The sequence below is a fragment of the Marinobacter lipolyticus genome (genome assembly GCF_018424605.1).
GTDB classification, from domain to species: domain Bacteria; phylum Pseudomonadota; class Gammaproteobacteria; order Pseudomonadales; family Oleiphilaceae; genus Marinobacter; species Marinobacter lipolyticus_B.
Window position 1 is genome coordinate 137,467 of the sequence record NZ_QTKT01000010.1, and the last position, 20,592, is coordinate 158,058.

Annotated in this window: 21 protein-coding genes; 13 read left to right on the plus strand and 8 right to left on the minus strand. The window is 60.2% G+C overall.

Annotated elements, in window-relative coordinates; all coding sequences use genetic code 11:
* Positions 1–17: 17 nt before the first annotated feature.
* The 5 genes from DYI22_RS14105 to DYI22_RS14125 form a co-directional block, all read right to left on the minus strand.
* Complete coding sequence (locus tag DYI22_RS14105; RefSeq protein WP_213478728.1) at positions 18–929, minus strand: AAA family ATPase; 912 nt, start codon at positions 927–929, stop codon at positions 18–20.
* A gap of 7 nt (positions 930–936) precedes the next feature.
* Positions 937–1,866 (minus strand): carbon-nitrogen hydrolase, encoded by a 930-nt coding sequence (locus tag DYI22_RS14110; RefSeq protein WP_213478729.1) that lies wholly within the window; start codon positions 1,864–1,866, stop codon positions 937–939.
* On the minus strand, positions 1,863–2,915 hold the full coding sequence (locus DYI22_RS14115; protein ID WP_228301039.1) for an agmatine deiminase family protein: 1,053 nt from the start codon (positions 2,913–2,915) through the stop codon (positions 1,863–1,865). Before DYI22_RS14115 ends, DYI22_RS14110 begins: the two co-directional genes overlap by 4 nt.
* A gap of 126 nt (positions 2,916–3,041) precedes the next feature.
* Positions 3,042–3,347 carry a hypothetical protein gene (locus DYI22_RS14120; RefSeq protein ID WP_213478731.1) on the minus strand — a complete coding sequence of 102 codons (306 nt, stop codon included), beginning with the start codon at positions 3,345–3,347 and terminating at the stop codon, positions 3,042–3,044.
* A gap of 113 nt (positions 3,348–3,460) precedes the next feature.
* Positions 3,461–4,060 carry a PilZ domain-containing protein gene (locus DYI22_RS14125; RefSeq protein WP_213478732.1) on the minus strand — a complete coding sequence of 200 codons (600 nt, stop codon included), beginning with the start codon at positions 4,058–4,060 and terminating at the stop codon, positions 3,461–3,463.
* 117 nt (positions 4,061–4,177) lie between these two features.
* Between DYI22_RS14125 and DYI22_RS14130 the strand changes: the two genes are divergently transcribed.
* Both DYI22_RS14130 and DYI22_RS14135 read left to right on the plus strand, forming a co-directional pair.
* On the plus strand, positions 4,178–5,419 hold the full coding sequence (locus DYI22_RS14130) for a lipoprotein-releasing ABC transporter permease subunit (protein ID WP_213478733.1): 1,242 nt from the start codon (positions 4,178–4,180) through the stop codon (positions 5,417–5,419).
* Positions 5,412–6,122 (plus strand): ABC transporter ATP-binding protein, encoded by a 711-nt coding sequence (locus DYI22_RS14135; RefSeq protein ID WP_213478734.1) that lies wholly within the window; start codon positions 5,412–5,414, stop codon positions 6,120–6,122. Before DYI22_RS14130 ends, DYI22_RS14135 begins: the two co-directional genes overlap by 8 nt.
* On the opposite strand, the gene DYI22_RS14140 is transcribed toward DYI22_RS14135, so the two are convergent.
* Positions 6,119–6,589, minus strand: a complete 471-nt coding sequence (locus tag DYI22_RS14140; protein ID WP_416234603.1) for a DUF2062 domain-containing protein — start codon at positions 6,587–6,589, stop codon at positions 6,119–6,121. The two genes, DYI22_RS14135 and DYI22_RS14140, sit on opposite strands and share 4 nt — an antisense overlap.
* A 134-nt stretch (positions 6,590–6,723) precedes the next feature.
* On the opposite strand from DYI22_RS14140, the gene DYI22_RS14145 reads away from it, so the two are divergent.
* The 9 genes from DYI22_RS14145 (at position 6,724) to murB (ending at position 15,555) form a co-directional block, all read left to right on the plus strand.
* On the plus strand, positions 6,724–9,117 hold the full coding sequence (locus DYI22_RS14145) for a DNA internalization-related competence protein ComEC/Rec2 (protein WP_213478736.1): 2,394 nt from the start codon (positions 6,724–6,726) through the stop codon (positions 9,115–9,117).
* A gap of 82 nt (positions 9,118–9,199) precedes the next feature.
* A complete protein-coding gene (locus DYI22_RS14150) occupies positions 9,200–9,826 on the plus strand; it encodes a MotA/TolQ/ExbB proton channel family protein (RefSeq protein WP_213478737.1) in 627 nt (208 codons plus the stop codon).
* 5 nt (positions 9,827–9,831) lie between these two features.
* The gene (locus tag DYI22_RS14155; protein WP_213478738.1) at positions 9,832–10,257 is read left to right on the plus strand and encodes an ExbD/TolR family protein; all 426 of its coding nucleotides are present in this window, start codon (positions 9,832–9,834) and stop codon (positions 10,255–10,257) included.
* On the plus strand, positions 10,254–12,029 hold the full coding sequence (gene msbA / locus DYI22_RS14160) for a lipid A export permease/ATP-binding protein MsbA (protein WP_323132921.1): 1,776 nt from the start codon (positions 10,254–10,256) through the stop codon (positions 12,027–12,029). The genes DYI22_RS14155 and msbA overlap by 4 nt, the downstream gene beginning before the upstream one ends.
* Complete coding sequence (lpxK, locus tag DYI22_RS14165; protein ID WP_213478739.1) at positions 12,026–13,045, plus strand: tetraacyldisaccharide 4'-kinase; 1,020 nt, start codon at positions 12,026–12,028, stop codon at positions 13,043–13,045. Before msbA ends, lpxK begins: the two co-directional genes overlap by 4 nt.
* 1 nt (position 13,046) lies before the next feature.
* Entirely contained in the window at positions 13,047–13,238 is a 192-nt protein-coding gene (locus DYI22_RS14170; RefSeq protein ID WP_213478740.1) for a Trm112 family protein, read from the plus strand.
* 9 nt (positions 13,239–13,247) lie between these two features.
* Entirely contained in the window at positions 13,248–14,030 is a 783-nt protein-coding gene (gene kdsB / locus DYI22_RS14175; protein ID WP_213478741.1) for a 3-deoxy-manno-octulosonate cytidylyltransferase, read from the plus strand.
* Positions 14,027–14,512 carry a low molecular weight protein-tyrosine-phosphatase gene (locus tag DYI22_RS14180; protein ID WP_213478742.1) on the plus strand — a complete coding sequence of 162 codons (486 nt, stop codon included), beginning with the start codon at positions 14,027–14,029 and terminating at the stop codon, positions 14,510–14,512. Before kdsB ends, DYI22_RS14180 begins: the two co-directional genes overlap by 4 nt.
* Complete coding sequence (gene murB, locus DYI22_RS14185; protein ID WP_213478743.1) at positions 14,509–15,555, plus strand: UDP-N-acetylmuramate dehydrogenase; 1,047 nt, start codon at positions 14,509–14,511, stop codon at positions 15,553–15,555. The genes DYI22_RS14180 and murB overlap by 4 nt, the downstream gene beginning before the upstream one ends.
* Before the next feature lie 21 nt (positions 15,556–15,576).
* Here murB and DYI22_RS14190 read toward each other — a convergent pair whose 3' ends face one another.
* Positions 15,577–17,310, minus strand: a complete 1,734-nt coding sequence (locus tag DYI22_RS14190; protein WP_213478744.1) for a proline--tRNA ligase — start codon at positions 17,308–17,310, stop codon at positions 15,577–15,579.
* Between the two features lie 146 nt (positions 17,311–17,456).
* On the opposite strand from DYI22_RS14190, the gene DYI22_RS14195 reads away from it, so the two are divergent.
* Positions 17,457–18,086 carry a TetR/AcrR family transcriptional regulator gene (locus tag DYI22_RS14195; protein ID WP_213478745.1) on the plus strand — a complete coding sequence of 210 codons (630 nt, stop codon included), beginning with the start codon at positions 17,457–17,459 and terminating at the stop codon, positions 18,084–18,086.
* A gap of 10 nt (positions 18,087–18,096) precedes the next feature.
* Here the strand turns inward: DYI22_RS14195 and DYI22_RS14200 are convergent, their stop codons facing one another.
* The gene (locus tag DYI22_RS14200) at positions 18,097–18,594 is read right to left on the minus strand and encodes an Lrp/AsnC family transcriptional regulator (protein ID WP_213478746.1); all 498 of its coding nucleotides are present in this window, start codon (positions 18,592–18,594) and stop codon (positions 18,097–18,099) included.
* Positions 18,595–18,740: 146 nt separating this feature from the next.
* Between DYI22_RS14200 and leuA the strand changes: the two genes are divergently transcribed.
* Positions 18,741–20,429, plus strand: coding sequence for a 2-isopropylmalate synthase (gene leuA, locus DYI22_RS14205; protein ID WP_213478747.1), 1,689 nt, complete (start codon positions 18,741–18,743; stop codon positions 20,427–20,429).
* Positions 20,430–20,592 lie beyond the last annotated feature (163 nt).

The window sequence follows — 20,592 nt, forward strand, 5'->3', positions numbered from 1 at the left end:
TCATTAACGAATGCTATTCACTCAATGACAGATACCGAGGCAAGAAGTTGCCTGACCCGTTCCTTGCTCTTCCCGGACTCTCCCTGTTCCAGCCGATGCTCTGCAACGGCCGGAAAAACCGCTTGAATATCGTCGGGCAGCACGTGATGACGGCCGTCCATCAGGGCCCAGGCCCGGGCGGCGCGCACCAATCCCAGGCCGGCGCGAGGAGACAGTCCGTAAAGCAGTCCCGGCATGCGGCGGCTTTGTTCCAGCAGTCGCTGAACGTAATCCAGCAACGCCGGGCTGGTGGTCACACGGCTGATGGACTCCTGCAGGGATTCAAGGTCCTGCTGGCTCAGCAACGTCGGCAGCTTGTCCGTCAGGGTGCGGCGATCCTCACCTTCCAGCAGCTCCCGCTCGGCTTTCGGATCGGGGTAGCCCAGGCGCAGTCGCATCAGGAAGCGGTCCAGCTGGGATTCGGGCAGCGGATAGGTACCGCCCTGTTCAATGGGGTTCTGGGTCGCGATCACGAAGAAGGGGTGGGGCAGCGGCCGGGTTTCGCCTTCAATCGACACCTGCCGTTCTTCCATGGCTTCCAGCAAGGCGCTCTGGGTGCGTGGTGAGGCGCGGTTGATTTCGTCTGCCAGCACAACCTGGGCAAAGATCGGGCCTTTATGAAAGACCAGTGAACCTGCTTCCTTGTCGTACATGGAGTAACCCAGTACGTCGGACGGGAGCAGGTCATTGGTAAACTGGATGCGCTGGTAACTCAGCCCCATGATCCGTGCCAGTGCGTGGGACAGGGTGGTTTTCCCCATGCCGGGGATATCTTCAATCAGCAGATGGCCCCGCGCCAGCAGGCCGCAGATGGCCAGGCGGACCTGCTGCTCCTTGCCCAACAGAATGGTGTTGAGCTCGGTTACTACGCTGTCGATCATTTTTTTCATGCAGGAGTCAGTCCCGTACCCGTTTGAGGATGTCGCCGTACGCATCGATGCGTCGGTCTCTCAGATACGGCCAGATGCGCCGAATCGATTCGCTGCGGTGGCGATCAATGGCGGCGTGCAGAATGGTCTCGGAGGCGTCATCTGCCCGTGCGAGAATCTCTCCCTGCGGACCACAGATAAAGCTGTTCCCCCAGAAGCGGATACCACCGGACTGCCCGGAAGGGTCGGCTTCGGTGCCTACCCGGTTGGGTGCGATAACCGGGAGGTTGTTCGCCACCGCGTGGCCCCGCTGCACCGTCACCCAGGCATCAAGCTGGCGGGCCTGCTCGGAGGCCTCGTCTGTCATATCCCAGCCAATGGCGGTGGGGTAGATCAGCACCTCCGCACCGGCCAGTGCCATCAGCCTGGCGGCCTCCGGATACCACTGATCCCAGCAGACCAGCACACCAAGTTTTCCGACGGACGTTTCGATCGGTGTAAAGCCGCTGCGCCCGTCGTTGAAGCTGGCGTCGCCGGGGGTGAAATAGAATTTTTCGTAAAAACCGGGGTCGTCCGGTATGTGCATCTTGCGATAGATGCCGGCAATGCGGCCGTCGCGCTCAAACACCACAGCCGTATTGTGGTAGACGCCGTTCATGCGGCGCTCGAAGATCGAGCCCACCAGCACAATGCCGAGTTCGGCGGCCAGTGCGCCAAGCGTGTGGCTGGTTGGCCCCGGTATCGGTTCGGCAAGTTCGAACACCGAAGTATCTTCCGTCTGGCAGAAGTACAGGGTGGCATGCAGCTCCTGCAGGATCACCAGTTCCGCGCCTTCAGCGGCTGCCTCACGTATCAGCCGTTCGCTGGTCGCCAGGCTGACGGCTTTGTCGTCGCTGCAGGTCTGCTGTATGGCGGCAACCTTCAGTGTGCTCGAGGTTTGAGGGGCAGCATGGTTCATAGGGTGACCACTCCGGCCGGAATCTGCATGGTGACGCAGTGCAGGCTGCCGTGCTGCCGAATCAGCGGGCGACAGTTGATTGGAACAATGTCGCGGTCCGGGAACAGCCCCTGCAGGATGTCCAGCGCCTGTTGGTCCTGGGGTACGTCGTAGGTTGGCACTAGAACCGCACCGTTGATGATCAGGAAGTTGGCGTACGTGGCCGGCAGGCGATGCCCGTCATCGTCATGGATGGCGTCGGGCCAGGGCAGGGGCGTCAGCCGGTAGGGGCGGCCATCGGCCTGGCGGAACTGCTGTAACTCTTCTTCCATGGCGGCCAGGGCGCTGTAGTGCTCGTCTGCAACGTCAGGGCAGGCGACGTAGCACAGCTGATCTTCGGAACAGAAACGTGCCAGGGTATCAATGTGGCTGTCGGTGTCATCACCGGCAAGATAGCCGTGGTTGAGCCACAGAATGCGCTCGGCACCAAGGGTTTCGCCCAGAAGATTCTCGATAGCGCCCCGGTCAAGGGTTGCATTCCGGCTCGGGGTCAGCAGGCATTCACTGGTGGTGAGCAAAGTGCCCGCACCATCGGATTCGATGGAGCCGCCCTCGAGAACGAAGTCCACGTTTGCCATGGGGGTGGTGCCGAAACTGCCGGCATTGCAGAGGTGCTGGTTGAGTGCGTCGTCCTTTTCCCACGGGAATTTGCCGCCCCAGGCGTTAAAACGGAAATTGAGCAACAGCGGGCCGCTGTCTGTGGTCACCGTGATCGGACCGTGATCCCGGGCCCAGGTGTCGTTCGCTGGAGCGGGCACGGCGATTACGCGCCCGGGCAGTTGACGCTCGCGGGCATAGGCGGAGAGTTCCCGCTCAAGCTCCTGCAGCCGGGCAACGTGCTCACAGCTGACGATCAGGTTCTCCCTCGCCAAAACAGCCGTGGCGATCTCCAGAAAAACCGGCTCCACGTCGTCAAGGATGCCGGACCAGTCGGTGCCGGGGTGCGGCCAGGTCAGCATGATCGCGCTTTGAGGGGCCCATTCGGCGGGCAACACACGTTTGCTAGTCAATTTAAAGCCACCTATTGCAAAAAAAATCGTCATTCTAACCAACGGACGACGTTGCGTCAGGATATGGATGAAGGAAAACCGCGCGGTGTGCTGTAGCACCGCGCCCCGGGATGGAGTGTCTCGTGCCTAGCGCTGTGGATTCAATACCGCATGCAGGACCCGGTCGCCCTCGAAGTAAACCACAAATCCATCGTAGTGCCACTGGGAAATGGGAGGCTCGCCAACCGGTCCGCGGATTTCCCACGGGGTGCCCCAGTTGTCTCGCACACTGGCCTGGGTCATGCCGGTGCGCGGCAGATCGGCCTGGTTGCGCTCGGCCTGCGAGCCTACGGGAATGGTGATGTCTTCGGCCATGAGAGGGCTCAGTGGGGTCAGGCCCATTGCCGCTGCCAAGGTGAGGGTGCCGAACAGCTTTGGTACAGGTTTTGTCATCGGTATGGATCTCCCTGGACTGTGGGTTTCGATGGTGATTGAGCGCCCCTGAAGGACATGGATAAAAGGTAATATCGGTAAAAATCAGGCAAAAGTCACACGATTCCGACAGTTTACTCTTTTTGCCGCTGACGGATCTGCCACCGCATCACATGACGGGCAATTTGCTGACGGTCGCTATCGTGGATCTCGGTAAACTCGGTGTGAAACCGTGCTTTCCCGGCGCTCCCGGCCGCTATGGCGATGACCCGGGCAACGGCCTGGGGCTGGAATAATTCCGGGGGCAGGGTCATCCGTATCGCCAGCAAATCCCCTTCGCCCCACGCCTGCTCGTCATCAGTGAAGGCAACGCCACCTTCGCTGAGGGTGACATCCTGCCAGTGCTCCGGTTGCAACGGATTTTGCTCAAAGGCCATAATGCGCGCCAGCGTATCGAGCTTTCCGTTCAACGACTTGATCAACGAGCTCAGCAGTCGGTCACGCTCAGCCAGTGTGGCAAGCTGCGAGCGCACGTCCTGGTCAAGCCGCCTCAGCTCGGCGCGGAGACTCCCCAGGTGATCATCGTTATAGGGGCTGGAGTGTGTCGCGGTTTCTGCGGGCGCTCGCTGGATTTCTAGGCCGATACGGTCGTCTATCCGGTAATAATCACGACGGTCTCCGGCGGCAGATGGTATCGGAGCAGAGGGCGCGTTGGCAGGGGGGCGTGACGGCATTGCGGCTCCGTTTAAGCGCAGCATTTTTTGTTAATGAAGAAAAGTTTAGCAGTTTCCGTTCATTCCGTGTGAGTGGAAATCCGAATGACCCGAAGGTAGCAACAGGCACCTCTTCTCATGTTCAGACCTTTATCGTTGTACGTTGGTTTGCGCTACACCGCGGCAAAGCGACGCAATCACTTTATTTCCTTCATTTCACTGACGTCGATGATCGGGCTGATGCTCGGTGTTGCGGTGCTGATTATTGTGCTGTCCGTGATGAACGGCTTCGACCGCGAGCTCAAGCAGCGCATTCTTGGCATGGTGCCACACGCGGTGATTGAGGGAGCTGACCACATCGGGGACTGGCAGGACGTGGTCCGGCGTGTGGAGGAACACCCGCGGGTACTGGCTGCCGCGCCGTTCATCCAGGGGCAGGGCATGGTTACCGGCGGCGGCGATGTGCGCGGCGTGCTGCTCAACGGGGTGTTGCCCGAGCAGGAGCGCGACGTGTCGATCATCGAGAACCATATGATTGAGGGCAGCCTGGGCGATCTCAAATCCGGCGAGTTTGGCATCATTGTGGGCCGCATCATGGCTGCCAGCCTGCGCCTGCAACCGGGTGACAAGGTCACGGTGGTCCTCCCGGAAGCCTCGGTAACCCCTGCCGGTGTGCTGCCGCGACTGAAGCGGTTTACGGTGAAAGGTATTTTCAGTGTCGGGGCGGAGCTGGATGGCAACTACACCCTGATTCATATGGACGACGCCGCCAAACTCATGCGAACCGGCGGCAAGGCCCAGGGTGTGCGGCTGCTGGTGGACGACCTGTTCGCCGCACCGCGGGTTGCAGAACAGGCAGCAAGGGGTTTGGGTGGACGCTATTTCATCTCGGACTGGACCCGGACCCACGGCAATCTTTTCCAGGCAATCCGCATGGAGAAAACCATGATCGGGCTGCTGCTGATGTTCATCGTTGCCGTGGCCGCCTTCAATATCGTGTCGACTCTGGTCATGGTGGTAACCGACAAGACAGCAGACATTGCCATCCTGCGCACCATGGGCGCCACGCCGGGGCGAATCATGAGGATTTTCATCATTCAGGGTGGGGTCATCGGCATTTTCGGTACCCTGGTTGGTACGGCGCTCGGTGTTTTCGGGGCGCTGAACATCAGTGGATTCATCTCCTGGCTGGAGGGTGCGCTGGGGCACCAGTTCCTCAGCGCCGATGTTTACTTCATCAGCTACCTGCCATCGCAACTGCAGTGGCAGGACGTGTTTATTATCAGCGGAGCTGGCCTGGCCATGAGCCTGCTGGCAACCATCTACCCCGCGTGGCGGGCATCACGAGTGGATCCGGCGGAGGCCCTGCGCTATGAATGATCACCCAGCACCGACGCCGGAGAACGCCCTGGTTATTGATTGCCGGCAGGTGACCCGAACTTACAATGCGGGCCCGGAAAAGCTGACCATCTTTTCCGATATATCGTTGCAGGTCTGCGCCGGGGAAACTGTGGCCATTGTCGGCAGCAGCGGCGCCGGCAAAACCACCCTGCTGAATCTCCTGGGGGGGCTGGATAAGCCATCCTCCGGCCACATCACCATCTGTGACCAGGATATTCACGCCATGGGCGAGGCCGGGCGGGCGCGCTTCCGCAACCGGCACCTGGGCTTTGTCTACCAGTTTCACCACCTGCTGCCGGAGTTCACCGCCCTTGAAAATGTGATGATGCCGTGTGCGCTCGGGGGCATGTCCGTCAGGGCCGCGAGGGAAAAAGCGCAAGCGGTTCTCGCGGAGGTGGGGCTGAGCGCACGGCTTACCCACAAGCCCGGCGAACTGTCGGGTGGAGAGCGGCAGAGAGTCGCCATTGCCCGCGCGCTGGTGAACGAACCCGAGTGCGTGTTGATGGATGAGCCGACCGGGAATCTGGATGAGCATACCGGGGAAGGGGTCAAGCAGTTGATCGAGTCGCTCAGGGATCGCCTGGGCATTGCCTTTGTCATGGTGACGCACGACATGGCGATGGCTCGCAGTCTTGGTCGGGTGTTGAGGCTGGAACAGGGCCGGCTGCTGACCGAGCGTTAGTGTCCGTGGCGCCTGTATTTGCGGCGTTCCTGCCAGTCAGAGCGAACCTTGCGGCGCCAAAGGAACTGGATCAACAGATAGGCAAAGCAGGCTGACAGGGTGGCGACAATCAGCGAACCGAAATACAGCGGGATGCCGATGTCCAGTAACCGTTCGCTGATCCAGCCCCAGGATGCCTGAAACTCGAAATTCAGTACGGGGCGGTCAAGCACGTAGGCCCCGACCTTGTAACTGAAATAGAAAATCGGTGGCATGGTCAGCGGATTGCTGATCCACACCAGCACCACGGAAAGGGGCAGGTTGGCGTTAAACCAGATGGCAAAAAAAGCCGCCGCCAGCATCTGAAACGGCATGGGAATAAAGCACAGAAAGATGCCAACCAGAAAGGCGCGGGAAACACTGTGACGGTTAATGTGCCATAGGTTGGGTTCATGAAGGATATCGCCCAGGAACTGTAGCGATTCCATCGAACGGACGCGCTCCGGCCTTGGTAGGTAGCGTTTCATGAACTTCTTTGGCATCTGGACGTTCTGCCTGTTCAGATTGACAGTTCCGGGGTGTGGCGTGGTGCCGGAACTCTGGAATATCAGGAGGACAAGGATTGTCCGGATGTCTTGTCGCATTTGCCTGCGGCGTTATCTTACTTTATACGTTCCCGGTCGTGCCACCTCTGGCGTGGCCGATTGCGGCCGTCGTTGCCGCAGTGTTCGCCGTCTTCCGGTTCCGCTTGCAGCGAATCGGCGCATTGGCCGGTCTGCTTCTGGCCCTGGCGGTTGGGCTGGCCTGGGCCACATGGCACACCTCGCAAAGACTGCAGCAAGCCCTGCCTGTAGCTCTGGAGGGGCGGGTGTTGCCGGTGTCCGGTTATCTGTGCGGAATACCCTCCCAGGGCAGTTTCGATAGTCTGCGGTTCAATTTCTGTGTCACTCGCTGGCACCTCGCTCACACGTCCGGGGCGGGCGAGGCCGAGCTGCCCGGAAAGATCAGGCTGGCCTGGTATGGCGTGGAAGGGCGAACGTTGCCCGGGCATCGGCTGAAACTCGACGTTGTGCTCAAGAAACCCCATGGCGCGGTCAATCCGGCGGGTTTCCGCTACGAAACCTGGCTGTTCCGGCAGGGTTTCCGGGCAACGGGTACGGTCAGGGCGGTAGCAGCGGACACCACTGAAACCTGCGGTCTGCATTGTTATTACGTGGCCTGGCGCCATCGCTTGGCGGGTACTGTGGCCTCGGTCATGGCCGGCGTGGAACATTATCCATTGCTGGCGTCGCTGCTGATTGGCCACCGTGGCGAGATGACGCCAGAGCACTGGGAGGTTCTGCAGGCGACCGGAACTATCCATCTGGTTGCGATTTCGGGCCTGCATCTTGGTCTGGTCGCCATCGGCGCGGGGTTTGTCGCGAGGCGTCTGGTCAGTGCGGTGCCGGCAGGATTCTTGGCCCCGGTTGCGGGACGCTATCTGGTGCTGGCGGCTGTAGCCTTTGCCAGTCTGGTGTATGCCCTTGCCGCAGGATTCACCGTGCCCACCCGTCGGGCGCTGATCATGGTTCTGGTCGCCAGCTGGGTGCTGCTCAAAGGACGCCAGGTGTCAGCCTGGCAAGGCCTCGCGCTGGCTCTGTTTCTGGTGCTGTTGCTGGATCCTTTCGCCCCGCTGGATCAGGGCTTCTGGCTGTCCTTCGGTGCGGTAACGGTATTGGTGGCGGTTTTTGCCGGGCGGTTGGCCTCTCCGAACTGGTGGGCGGCGCTGCTTCTGGCCCAGGGCGCGGTCTTCGCGGGGCTGTGGCCGATCCTTGCGTTTCTGGGGCATGGGCAGCCATATTCCGGCTTGCTTGCCAATCTGTTTGCCATTCCCTGGGTATCGATCGTGGTGATGCCTGTATTGATAGCCGGTAGTGCCTTGCTGTGGCTGTTTCCTGCCTGTCAGAGCTGGGTGCTTCTGATCTTCGATGGCGTGCTGGAAGTGCTCTGGCAGGTGTTGAGCTGGCTGGCATCGCTGGACATGCCCGTGAGCAATCCGGGCATCGGTGTGGCTGGCGGGATGTCGCTGTTGATGCTCACGGCGCTCGTATTGCCGTCCCATCGGGTGCGATGGGTGGTCGGGCTAGCGGTGTCCTTGCTCCTTGGCGGCGCCTCGGTGGCTGATCGAAGCCCGAATCCGTGGCTGGAGTCCGTGGAAATCCGTGTCTGGGATGTTGGTCAGGGGCTGGCAGTGCTGGTGCGTCACCAGGATCGGGTCATCCTATACGACACCGGGCCCGCCATACCTGGCGTGTTCTCCGCCGTGGAATCGGTGCTGATTCCAAACCTGCGGCATCTGGGTGTGAGACGCATCGACACGCTGATTGTCAGCCATGGCGACAGCGACCACGCCGGTGGGCTGGCAGCCCTGTTCGAGGCATTTCCTGTGGGTGAGGTGATTTCCGGAGAGCCCGCGCGGCTGCGCGGGATGTTGAGCCCCGTTGTGGCTGCGCCGGCAGTCAGGCCATGCGCTAGTGTCCGTGCCCGCGCCGTCGGGGAAATGATCATGGGGTTCTGGCAGCATCCGCAACCCGATACCGCCAACGACGCCTCATGCGTGGTTACCATCACGCTGTCCGATGGCAGCGCGCAGGTGGTTCTGCCCGGCGATATCACCCGCGCCACTGAAAAGCGCCTGCTGAAGGCTCAGAAAGCCGAAGTCCCTGCCATTGCGCCTGCCGCACAACGGGTCATTGTTGCCCCGCATCACGGCAGCAACACGTCATCATCCGAGGCCTGGGTGGCGGCGCTGGCTCCGCAATGGGTGATATACAGCGCGGGTTACCGGCACCGTTTCGGGCATCCGCATCCCTCGGTCGTTGAGCGGTATCGGGCAGCCACCAGCGGCCAGCTAAACACGGCCGAAGCAGGCGCGATTCGCCTGGAACTTGGGCAAACAGGAATTGGTATCGGCCTGCAGAGAGAAGGCGCTGCGTTCTGGATCAGACCGCCCGTAACCGATGACGGAGTATTGTAAAATACCGTGACACAACGGGTGTGGCCTGGGGCGGCAGCTATGCTAAAGTAGCGCGGCTTGTTAACAATCAGGGAGACCAAGCGTGTTCGAGCTGTTGAAAGCCGGTGGCATTCTGATGGTGCCAATTGTTGCCTGTTCCATCCTGGCGCTTGCCATAGTCCTCGAGCGTTTCTGGACGCTGAGAGCGTCGCGGGTGGCGCCCCCCCAGACCATCAATGAACTGTGGCGCTGGATCAAGAAAAAAGAACTCAATGGCCGCAAACTCAAAGCCCTGCAGGGCTCGTCTCCCCTCGGCCGGATTCTCGCGGGCGGATTGATGAACGCCAAACACGGCCGTGAAATCATGAAAGAAAGCATCGAACATGAGGCCAGTCAGGTCATCCATGATCTGGAGCGCTTTCTCAACCCGCTTGGTACTGTCGCCACCATTACGCCGTTGCTGGGTCTGCTGGGCACGGTGATCGGTATGATCAAGGTGTTCGCAGAAATCCAGCTGGCCGGTGTCGGTGATGCTGGCAACCTTGCCGGTGGCATCTCCGAAGCCTTGATCACAACAGCTTCCGGCCTGAGTGTCGCCATTCCTGCGTTGATCTGTCATCGCTACTTTATCCGTCGCGTCGATGAGCTGGTCGTGGGTATGGAGCAGGAGGCGATCAAGCTGGTGGAAGTGGTCCACGGCGACCGCGAAATTGATGTCGAAGGAGCCTGAACGTCGTGAAGTTCAAGCGCCAGAGAAGCCAGGAAGTGGGAGTAGACCTGACACCGCTGATTGACGTGGTGTTTCTGCTGCTGATCTTCTTCATGGTTTCCACCACCTTTACCCGAGAGAGCCACTTGCAGGTAGAGCTGCCGAAAGCCAGCGCCGAGGCAAGGGCTGAAACCGAGGTGCGGGAAATCGACGTAGTGATTAACGCCGAGGGCCAGTACATCCTCAATGAACGCACGCTGGTGAACAACCGCCGGGAGACGCTGGAGCGGGCGGTGCGCGAGCTGGCCGAAGGTGATAATTCCTTGCCCTACGTGATCACCGCCGATGCCCGAACACCCCATGAATTTGTGGTGCGTGCCATGGATGTGGCCGGGCGTCTCGGTTTTGCCAAGCTGAGCATTACCACCGAGCGGGAGGCTGACGGCCAGTGAGTGAATCCGCCAGGGCGGTAGTGGCGGAAGCCCCGACTGCCTCCAACTGGGCCACCTACAAGCGCCTGCTCGCCTACGTCAAACCGTTCTGGCTGGCGTTCTCGCTCGCGGTGCTGGGTAACGTGATCTACGCAGCGGCGTCGACCGGTATGGCCGCTGCCATGGAATACGTCATCGTAGCGATCGAGAACCCCACCGAACAAAACCGGATTCTGCTGACGGCGTTGATTGTCGGCGTTTTTGCGTTCCGGGGCGTCGGTACCTTCCTCAGTCAGTACTTTATTAGCTACGTTGGGCGGCAAGTGATCAATGCCCTGAGAAATCAGGTATTCGACCGCCTGCTGAGCCTGCCTTCACGTTACTTCGATGACAACGCCTCCGGCCGTCTGGTGTCCAAGCTCACCTTCAACGTGGAGCAGGTTGCCGAGGCCACCACCAATGCGGTGACCATTACCCTGAGGGAAGGTTTGACCATCCTGGGCTTGCTGGGGTTCATGCTCTACACCAACTGGAAGCTGACCCTGGTTTTCGTGGCTGTCGGACCCATCATCGGCTTTGTAGTGAGCTATGCCAGTAAGCGATTTCGCAAGATCAGCAAGCGCATTCAAGGCTCGATGGGGGATATCACCCATGTTGCGTCCGAATCCATTTCCGGCTACCGGGTTGTGCGTACGTTCGGGGGTGAGGACTATGAACGGGAACGCTTCCGCGACGTCAGTGAGAAGAATCTCAAACAGAGTCTGAAAATGGCCTCCACCCAGGCAATCAGCATTCCGGTCATCCAGGTGCTGGTTGCGGTGGCCATAGCGGCCCTGGTGTGGACCATGCTGGCTCCGGAAATCCGCGGCGAAATGAGTACCGGCCAGTTGATTGCCTTTATTACTGCCGCGACCACCATGGCTAAGCCCATCCGTCAGGTCACGTCGGTGCACGCCAAGATTCAGAAGGGGGTTGCTGCCGCCCACGACGTGTTCAGCACCATGGATGAAGAGCCCGAGCACGATAATGGCAGCTATCGCCCTGAACGGGTGAACGGCGATATTACCTTCGATAATGTCTCCTTCCGCTACCGTGACCAGTTGGATGATGTCTTGAGGGCCATTTCCCTGGATATTCCTGCCGGGCAGAGCGTGGCCCTGGTCGGCCGCTCCGGCAGCGGCAAGTCCACCCTGGTCAGCCTGCTACCCAGGTTCTATGAATACACGGGTGGCGATATTCGCATAGACGGTCACTCGCTGAAGGACTTCAGTCTGCAGGCATTGCGCGCTCAGATCGCGCTGGTGACCCAGAACGTAGTGCTGTTCAATGACACCATCGCCGCCAACATCGCCTATGGCGCGTTGCGTCATTGTTCGCGGGAGGAAATCCGTGAAGCGGCCTCCAAAGCTCACGCGCTGGAATTTATCGATCGTATGCCGGAAGGGCTGGACACCATGATCGGAGACAACGGCGTGATGCTGTCCGGTGGTCAGCGCCAGCGCCTCGCCATTGCCCGCGCGCTGCTCAAGAACGCACCGGTACTGATCCTCGATGAAGCCACCTCGGCGCTGGATACGGAATCCGAGCGCCACATCCAGGAAGCCCTGGAAACCGTGATGCAGGGCCGCACCACACTGGTGATCGCCCACCGTTTGTCCACCATCGAGCAAGCAGACCGCATTCTGGTGATGGATGCCGGGCAGATCATCGAGTCCGGGCGTCATGATGAGCTGCTTGCGTCCGGCGGCGCCTACGCCCAACTACATCAGATGCAGTTCAGCGAGCACGCATGAGCTCGCTGGTTGACCGTCTCTGGTACGGTACCCGGCGGCCGCTGTGGTTGTTGTATCCGCTGGCCTGGCTTTACCGGATGGTGTCGGAGAGCCGGCGCAGAAAGGCCTGGAAGGTGAAGGATGCCCCGTTGCCGGTGCCGGTGATCGTGGTCGGCAACCTGACGGCCGGCGGTACCGGTAAATCGCCGCTGACGGCGCGGCTGGTAGGCCTCTTGCGGGGCCACGGCTGGCAACCGGTCATCCTGAGCCGTGGCTACGGCGGTCGATCCGATTCCTATCCTCTGTGTGTGAACGAAACCACCAGCGCCAATCTCGCCGGCGACGAGCCGGTGATGCTGCACCTGGAAACCGGGTGCCCGGTGGTGGTCGACCCGCAGCGAAAGCGGGGTGCCCTGTGGGCGCTCGAGCAGCGGCTGGGCAATATCCTGATCTGCGACGACGGCCTTCAGCACTACGCCTTGCCCCGCGACATTGAGCTGGCCGTGTTCGACGCCGCCCGCGGCATTGGCAATGGCGCGGGCATCCCGGTCGGCCCGCTCCGGGAGCCCCTGGAGCGTCTGTCTGGTGTGGATTTCGTGATCACCAACGGGGGAGCCCTGGAGGATCTGGAACACCCGGCCCAGTTCACCATGACGCTGGAGCCCACGGAACTTCGCAACCTGAAAACCGGGGAAACAGCACCGCTCGAAAGTCTGCGCGGCCAGCCGGTGTTTGCGGTAGCGGGCATCGGCAATCCCGGGCGTTTTTTCGCTACACTGGAGTCGCTGGGCGCGGAGGTGTCTGGTCGGGCGTTTGCCGACCACCATAACTTCCGCGCCTCGGACCTGGAGACGCCTGGCGGCAGCCGGCTGGTAATGACCGCCAAGGATGCGGTCAAATGCCGTGGGATCGCCGGGGACAATGCCTGGGTGCTGTCGGTGACGGCAGCGCTGCCAGAAGCATTCGCCGAAGCATTTCTGGATCGGGTACGGGAGTGCCAAGGCTTATTTCCTAATCATCAATCCGAGAGAACCTGAAATGGATAAGAAACTGGTGGCCATGCTGGCCTGCCCGGTGTGCAAGGGCGAGCTGAAGCTGAATCAGGACAAGACCGAGTTGGTGTGTTATCAGGACGCAATGGCGTTCCCGATCCGCGAAGGCATTCCGGTGATGCTGGCGACGGAGGCACGCACGCTGTCAACAGACGAACGTCTCGACAAACACGGCTAGGGGAGCGTCATGTCTTTTACCGTGGTGATTCCCGCTCGGTACGCATCCACCCGGTTGCCGGGAAAACCCCTGGCGGACCTGGCCGGCAAGCCGATGATCCGACATGTCTACGAGCGCGCCAATGAGAGTGCAGCGAGCCGTGTAGTGATCGCGACCGACGATGAGCGCATTGAGGCCGCCTGCCAGGCGTTCGGTGCCGAGGTGGTCATGACCTCGCCCGATCACGCCAGCGGCACGGACAGGCTGGAAGAGGTGGCCCGCACACTGGGTTTTGCGGCGAATGACCGCATTGTCAATGTTCAGGGCGACGAACCCCTGATTCCTCCCGCCCTGATCAATCAGGTGGCACACAATCTTCAGCGCTTTCCCCGCGCCGCCATTGCCACCCTGTGCGAGAAAATTACGGATGCCGACAGCGTGTTTAATCCCAACGTGGTCAAGGTGGTTGCCGATCATCAGGGGATGGCGCATTACTTCAGCCGTGCGCCCATTCCCTGGGCCCGGGACCACTGGAAAACCGACCACTGGCCGCCCCGTGAGAAAACCCTGCCTTCCGGTGTGAACTATTTCCGTCACATTGGCATCTATGGGTACCGGGTGCGGTTGCTGAGCGATTTTGTCGGTTGGGCACCGGCGCCCACCGAACTCACGGAATCCCTGGAGCAGTTGCGCGCCCTGTATAACGGCGCGCAGATTCACGTGGAAGAGGCTGTGGAGCAGCCGCCGGCGGGCGTTGATACCGAGGCGGATCTTCAGCGGCTGCGTCAGTGGATGGAGGCAAATCAACCATGAGCGATCGCAAACCGGTGAGCGTGCTGTTTGTCTGTCTTGGCAATATCTGCCGTTCTCCGAGTGCCGAAGGGGTGTTTCGCCAGGCCGTTCACAGTGCCGGCCTGGCCGCCCACATCCACATTGATTCCTGTGGTACCGGCGACTGGCACGTTGGCAAGGCGCCGGATGCACGGGCGCAGGACAAGGCTCGGCAGCGGGGGATCGACATCTCCGGGCTGCGGGCGCGACAGTTTGATGCCAGTGACCTGCAGCGTTTCGATTTCATTCTGGTGATGGACCGTCAGAACTTGTCGGATATCCGGGACATCTGGCGTCGCAACGGCGGCACTGAACCTGAGCTTTTCCTGAGCTACGGCAACAGCTCCCACGATGAGGTTCCCGACCCTTACTACGGTGGCGATGAAGGTTTTGAGGCAGTGCTGGACCTGATTGAAGAGGCCAGTGACGGGCTGCTGGAAGCCATCCGGGAGAGGCTGGCTTGAGCCTGCCTGCGGACATCCGGGAGCACGTCAGCCTGCAGGCCATGAACAGCCTCGGCATTGCGGCCAGTGCCCGTTGGTTTGTGGACGTAGACTCCGATACCCAGCTTGGCCCCATACTGGATTATGCAGACAGAGAGGGGCTGCCTACCCTGATTCTGGGCGGCGGCAGTAACCTGGTGTTTGCCGACGATTATTCCGGGCTGGTGGTGCGTATGGCGATTGCCGGCAGGCGCTGGGAACAGGTCGAGGCGGATTCGGCGGTGCTGGTGCTGGGGGCAGGGGAGAACTGGCATGAGTCTGTACTCTATGCGGCGGCGGCCGGCTATCGGGGCATTGAGAATCTGGCGCTGATTCCGGGTACCGCAGGTGCGGCGCCGGTGCAGAATATCGGTGCCTATGGCGTGGAGCTCGGGGACAGTCTTGTCAGCGTCACGGTGTTGGACCGTGAGGCCGGTCAATGGCGGGTGATCGCCAACGAAGACTGCGACTTTGCCTATCGGGACAGTCTGTTCAAGCGCCAACCGGGGCGGTTTGTCATCACGGAGCTGCGGCTTCGCCTGAGCCGCTCACGGCCAATGGTGCTGGGCTACGCTGACCTGGCTGACTATTTCGATGGCCAGAACACGGAGGAACTGACGCCGCTGGATGTCGCCCAGGCCGTGATGGCGGTGCGGCGCCGCAAATTGCCGGACCCCCAGCAAGTGCCGAATGCCGGTAGCTTCTTCAAGAATCCGGTGGTGTCGTTAGCGACCTGGGACAAGCTGAAATCTGACTATCCGGATATGCCCGGTTACCCTGGCGCGCAAACGGCCAAACTGGCGGCAGCGTGGCTAATTGATCAATGCGGCTGGAAAGGCTACCGCAATGAGCGGGTGGGTGTGCACAATCGCCAGGCGCTGGTGTTGATCAATCATTCCGGGGGTAATGGCACCGATGTGCTGACCCTCGCTGAGCGAATCCGCAAGGACGTGGTGAAGCGTTTTGGTGTTGCCCTGGAGATGGAGCCTGGCGTTATTCCTGCTGTGCTGACGCCGGAGAAGTGATCTCCGGCGTCAGCGGCTGCCTCAAAGGCCGTTGCGGGGAGAGGCTTTCAGCAGGAACGGTAGCGCTTCCTCGATACTGACGTCCTGCTTGTCGTCATCCTGGCGTCCCTTGTACTCCAGCGTGCCTGCAGTCAGGCCACGTTCGGAGATGACAAACCGGTGCGGAATGCCGATCAGCTCCATATCGGCAAACTTGACGCCCGGACGTTCATTGCGGTCATCCAGCAAAACGTCAAAGCCAGCCTGGCGCAGCTGATCGTATAGGCGGTCGCCCGCTTCAGCCACTGCCGGCGATTTGTGCGCGTTGAGAGTAACGATCGCCACTTCGAACGGGGCAATGGCGTCCGGCCAGATGATGCCCTTGTCGTCGTGGTTCTGCTCGATTGCCGCTGCCACGATGCGAGACACGCCGATACCGTAACAGCCCATCTCCAGGATCACGCTCTTGCCATTCTCGTCGAGCACTTTGGCGTTCATCGCGGTACTGTACTTGTTACCCAGCTTGAAAATATGGCCCACTTCGATACCGCGTCGGATCTCCAGGGTGCCTTTTCCATCCGGGCTCGGGTCACCTTCCACCACATCACGAATGTCTTCGATGCGGTCGGCGCTGACATCACGATCCCAGTTGACCCCCGTCAGGTGAAAACCGTCGCGGTTGGCGCCGCAGACAAAATCGGACAACTGGGCGGCGCTGCGATCCACAATCACCGGTAGCGGAAGATTGACCGGACCGATGGACCCCGGTGAGCAGCCAACGGCCTGCTCGATTTCCTCGTCCGTGGCCATGGTCAGTGGCTCGGCAACGCCGGCCAGTTTCTCGGCCTTGATGTCGTTGAGGCTGTGATCGCCGCGCAGGATCAGCGCTACCAGTCCGGCGTCGCCGTCGTCATCCGCCTCGCCTTTGACCAGCAGGGTTTTCACCGTGCGGGTGGGAGCAATGCCCAGGAACTCAGAAACAGCCGCGATGGTGCGTTGGTCCGGAGTGGCAATCTCCTTCAGTTCCTCGGTTGCTGCCGCGCGCTCTGCCGCCGGCGCAACGGCTTCGGCTTTTTCAATGTTTGCCGCGTAGTCACTGTCGGTGCTGAAGACAATGTCATCTTCACCCGACGACGCCAGAACATGGAACTCGTGAGAGGCACTGCCGCCGATGGCGCCGGAGTCGGCCTGGACCGGCCGGTAATCCAGACCAATGCGGTCGAAGATCGCGCAATAGGTGCGGTGCATGGTTTGATAGGTTTCGTCCAGGGATTGCGCAGTGACGTGGAACGAGTAGGCGTCCTTCATCAGGAACTCACGGGCACGCATGACACCGAATCGCGGCCGGCGTTCGTCGCGGAACTTGGTCTGGATCTGATAAAAGTTGGCCGGCAGCTCTTTATAGCTTTTCAGTTCGTTGCGGATCAGGTCGGTGATCACTTCTTCGTGAGTCGGGCCGTAGCAGAAATCACGGCCATGGCGGTCGTTCATGCGCAGCAGTTCGCCGCCATACTGTTCCCATCGTCCGGACTCCTGCCAGAGTTCCGCCGGCTGCACGGCTGGCATCAGCAGTTCCTGGGCGCCGCTTTTGTCCATTTCCTGGCGCACGATGCGTTCCACCTTGCGCAGGGTGCGCAGGCCCATGGGTAACCAGGTGTAAAGTCCCGAGGCGAGCTTGCGAATCATCCCGGAGCGGAGCATCAGCTGGTGGCTGATAACCTCCGCATCGGCCGGTGTTTCTTTCAGAGTGGCAATCAGGAAACGGCTTGCTCGCATTGTGTCTTCCGTATGAGGTTGTAAAAGGTTCTTAGACTAATGGACAGGCCGCGGATGGCGCGCCAGCCCCTTCAATTGTCGTAAAGTGGTGGATATTGTACGGAGCCTGTCACATAAGGTACAGATCGAGTAGGTGCACCCCGCTTATGAGTTTACAGAGCAGTGAGTTCGTCGTGGATGTTACGCCTCGGCGGAAACCCGTTCAGGCTCGCAGCCGCGAGCGCGTCAACAACATTCTTCACCATGCTGCCGCCATTTTTCATGACGTTGGTGTCGACGCAACCAGCATGTCCGCCATCGCCCGGCAATCGGGTATGTCGCTGGCCTCCCTGTATCGTTATTTTCCGAACAAGCCAGCCATTGTGAAGGCAGTGGCCGAGCGCCAGGTGGAAAAGATGGAGACCGCGTTGCGGGATCGTCTTGGAGAAACCAGTCTGACAGATGCGGTGGATGTGCTGATTGACCTGTTCTACGAGTTCTACCGTGACGAGCCGGCGTATTCGGCCATCTGGAGTGGCGTGGAGTCCATGCCCGAATTACGGGAGCTGGATTTGCGGGAACTCTACAGTAACGCCCGTGATCTGGATGCCCGGCTGCAGGAGGAATTTCCTCAGCTTGATGGTGACCGACGCTGGACCGCCAGCCTGATGTTGCCCCGCTCGGCCGGCAGTATCCTGCGGTTAGCGGTCACGCTTCCGGATCATCAGGCCAGCCGTCTGGTTGACGAGCTCAAGGGCATGGTCGCCGCGTACATGAAGGCGCTGGTTCGCCCCTGACCGCCCGCGCTTACGAAAGATACCCCAGTGGCAGGGCGGTGTTGTCGATAACCCGCCGCAGTACAAAACTCGAATGGACGCCGCTCACGCCCTGAATTCTGGTAATGCGGTTGAGCAGGAAGTGGTGGTAATGGTCCATGTCCGGTACCACCACTTTCAGCATGTAGTCTGCATCCTGCCCGGTGATCAGATAGCACTCCTGTACCTCCGGGTACGCTGCAACCTGTTCCTCAAACGCTGAAAACCGTTCAGGCGTATGGCGGTCCATACCAATCAGTATGATGGCGGTGAGCGATAACCCGAGTTTCTTGTGATCGAGTATGGTCACCTTCCGCACAATAATGCCTGCCTCTTCAAGGGCCCTTACTCTGCGCAGGCAGGGGGAAGGTGAGAGACCGACCTTGTCTGCCAGTTCCTGATTGGTGAGCGAGCCGTCCTGCTGCAGCTGTTCGAGGATTCTGCGGTCGGTGTTATCAATTTTAACGAGCGGGGCGCTTGAATTAGGCATAATATTGCTTCTTTTGTTTTATATAGGCTATAAAAAGTTAAAATATCAGGCCTGTTCGTAAAAATAGCAATCATTTTTCCCGTAATCGCGGGTATTCTGTACACCATACGCTGATTGGCACCTGTAACGCGCAAGGAAAACACATCATGGCATTCGATCATCGCAAATACGTTGCTTTCAAACCCGTGGCCAAGAAAGATCGTCGGTGGCCTGACCGGGTCATCGACAGGGCGCCGGCCTTTTGCGCTGTGGATCTTCGTGATGGCAATCAGGCACTGGTCAAGCCCATGTCCGTTGCCCAGAAGCAGCGTCTGTTCGATTTGCTGGTCAAGCTCGGTTTCAAGGAAATTGAGATAGGTTTCCCCGCAGCGAGCCAGCCGGATTTCGATTTCTGCCGCAAGCTGATTGAAGAGAACCGTATTCCGGACGATGTGAAGATCCAAGTGTTGACGCAGGCCCGTCCGGAGCTGATCGAACGGACTTACGAAGCGTTGAAGGGGGCGGCGCGAGCCATTGTTCACGTGTATAACTCCACCTCTACGGTTCAGCGCGAACAGGTGTTCGGGCTGGATCGGGACGGGATCCGGGACATTGCCGTGAACGGCGCCCGGCTGGTTCGGGACATTGCTGCCCGTCATCCGGAAACGGAGTGGACCTTCCAGTATTCCCCGGAGAGTTTTACCGGCACCGAGCTGGATTTCGCCGCAGAGGTGATCGACGCGGTAAACGAGGTATGGCGCCCGGATCAGGGCCAGCCGGTGATCATCAACCTGCCGGCGACGGTGGAAATGGCAACCCCGAACGTGTTTGCCGATCAGATCGAATGGATCTGCGACCGGGTTCGTTACCGTGAGCATTTCAGCATCAGTGTACACACCCACAATGACCGTGGCTGTGCAGTGGCAGCGGCCGAGCTCGCCGTTATGGCCGGCGCGGACCGGGTAGAAGGTACCCTGATGGGCAACGGGGAGCGCACCGGCAACATGGATCTGGTTACCATGGCCATGAACCTGTACTCCCAGGGTATCGACCCCACGCTCGATCTGTCCGGCATGGCGGAGATTACCGAAGTGGTCGAGGCGTGCACCGAAATCTCCACCCATCCCCGCCACCCTTACGCCGGTGAGCTGGTGTTTACCGCGTTCTCGGGCAGTCACCAGGACGCCATTCGCAAATGCCTGTCGAGGCGCAAGGACGGCGACACCTGGAACGTGGCCTATCTGCCGATTGATCCCCGGGATCTGGGGCGTCGCTATGAGGAAGTGGTACGCATCAACAGCCAGTCCGGTAAAGGGGGCGTTGCCTACGTGCTGGAGCGGGATTACAACATCAGCCTGCCACGCTGGCTGCAGATCGAATTCAGCAAGGTGGTACAGGGGGAAGCCGAAATCAACGGAGGCGAGATTGATTCGTTGACCATTCATCGGCTGTTCGAGGATCGTTACCTCAAGGTCTATCAACCCTGGGCGCTTAAATCCTACGATCTGCACCGGGACGATAACGGTGTTAAAGCATCGTTCACCATGGGCAGCGCCGAACACGCCGTGCGTCTGGAAGGACGGGGGCTGGGCGCCGTGGAAGCCGTTTCTGCTGCGCTGGAGGTGGCGTGTGGTGTGTCGATCGCGGTTGAGGCCTACGATGAGTTTGCCCTGGGCGAGGGTACCACGGCCAATGCCCTGGCCTGTATCCGCCTGACGGTGGATGGAGAACACTGCAGTGCTGCTGCGCTGGCGGAAGACACCACCTCGGCAACGCTGCAGGCGTTGTTCTCCGCCGTTGCCCAGGTTGCCGATGCGCCGGTCTCGCAGCCGGAGATGGCTTCTGACGAGGCCTGAGGCTTGTCCCATGTCCAACAAAAAAGCCGGCTGAAGGAGGCTGTGTGAAAACAGCCTCCCAAACTGGCAAAATAACCGCGACATGGCTCGCGGTTATTTTTTTATGAGACATCTGGAAGGTACCCCTCGCAGTCAGACGCTGCTGCTCCCGCCCAGCGTTGAA

Bases quoted from the DNA above. Each gene is read 5' to 3' on its own strand.
- DYI22_RS14200 (WP_213478746.1), bottom strand. From the start codon at position 18,594: ATGCCTAATTCAAGCGCCCCGCTCGTTAAAATTGATAACACCGACCGC.
- DYI22_RS14135 (WP_213478734.1), top strand. From the start codon at position 5,412: ATGAATGATCACCCAGCACCGACGCCGGAGAACGCCCTGGTTATTGAT.
- DYI22_RS14130 (WP_213478733.1), top strand. From the start codon at position 4,178: ATGTTCAGACCTTTATCGTTGTACGTTGGTTTGCGCTACACCGCGGCA.
- DYI22_RS14180 (WP_213478742.1), top strand. From the start codon at position 14,027: ATGAGCGATCGCAAACCGGTGAGCGTGCTGTTTGTCTGTCTTGGCAAT.
- DYI22_RS14120 (WP_213478731.1), bottom strand. From the start codon at position 3,347: ATGACAAAACCTGTACCAAAGCTGTTCGGCACCCTCACCTTGGCAGCG.
- DYI22_RS14140 (WP_416234603.1), bottom strand. From the start codon at position 6,589: ATGGAATCGCTACAGTTCCTGGGCGATATCCTTCATGAACCCAACCTA.
- lpxK (WP_213478739.1), top strand. From the start codon at position 12,026: ATGAGCTCGCTGGTTGACCGTCTCTGGTACGGTACCCGGCGGCCGCTG.
- DYI22_RS14125 (WP_213478732.1), bottom strand. From the start codon at position 4,060: ATGCCGTCACGCCCCCCTGCCAACGCGCCCTCTGCTCCGATACCATCT.
- DYI22_RS14195 (WP_213478745.1), top strand. From the start codon at position 17,457: ATGAGTTTACAGAGCAGTGAGTTCGTCGTGGATGTTACGCCTCGGCGG.
- DYI22_RS14105 (WP_213478728.1), bottom strand. From the start codon at position 929: ATGAAAAAAATGATCGACAGCGTAGTAACCGAGCTCAACACCATTCTG.
- DYI22_RS14170 (WP_213478740.1), top strand. From the start codon at position 13,047: ATGGATAAGAAACTGGTGGCCATGCTGGCCTGCCCGGTGTGCAAGGGC.
- leuA (WP_213478747.1), top strand. From the start codon at position 18,741: ATGGCATTCGATCATCGCAAATACGTTGCTTTCAAACCCGTGGCCAAG.
- kdsB (WP_213478741.1), top strand. From the start codon at position 13,248: ATGTCTTTTACCGTGGTGATTCCCGCTCGGTACGCATCCACCCGGTTG.
- DYI22_RS14190 (WP_213478744.1), bottom strand. From the start codon at position 17,310: ATGCGAGCAAGCCGTTTCCTGATTGCCACTCTGAAAGAAACACCGGCC.
- DYI22_RS14110 (WP_213478729.1), bottom strand. From the start codon at position 1,866: ATGAACCATGCTGCCCCTCAAACCTCGAGCACACTGAAGGTTGCCGCC.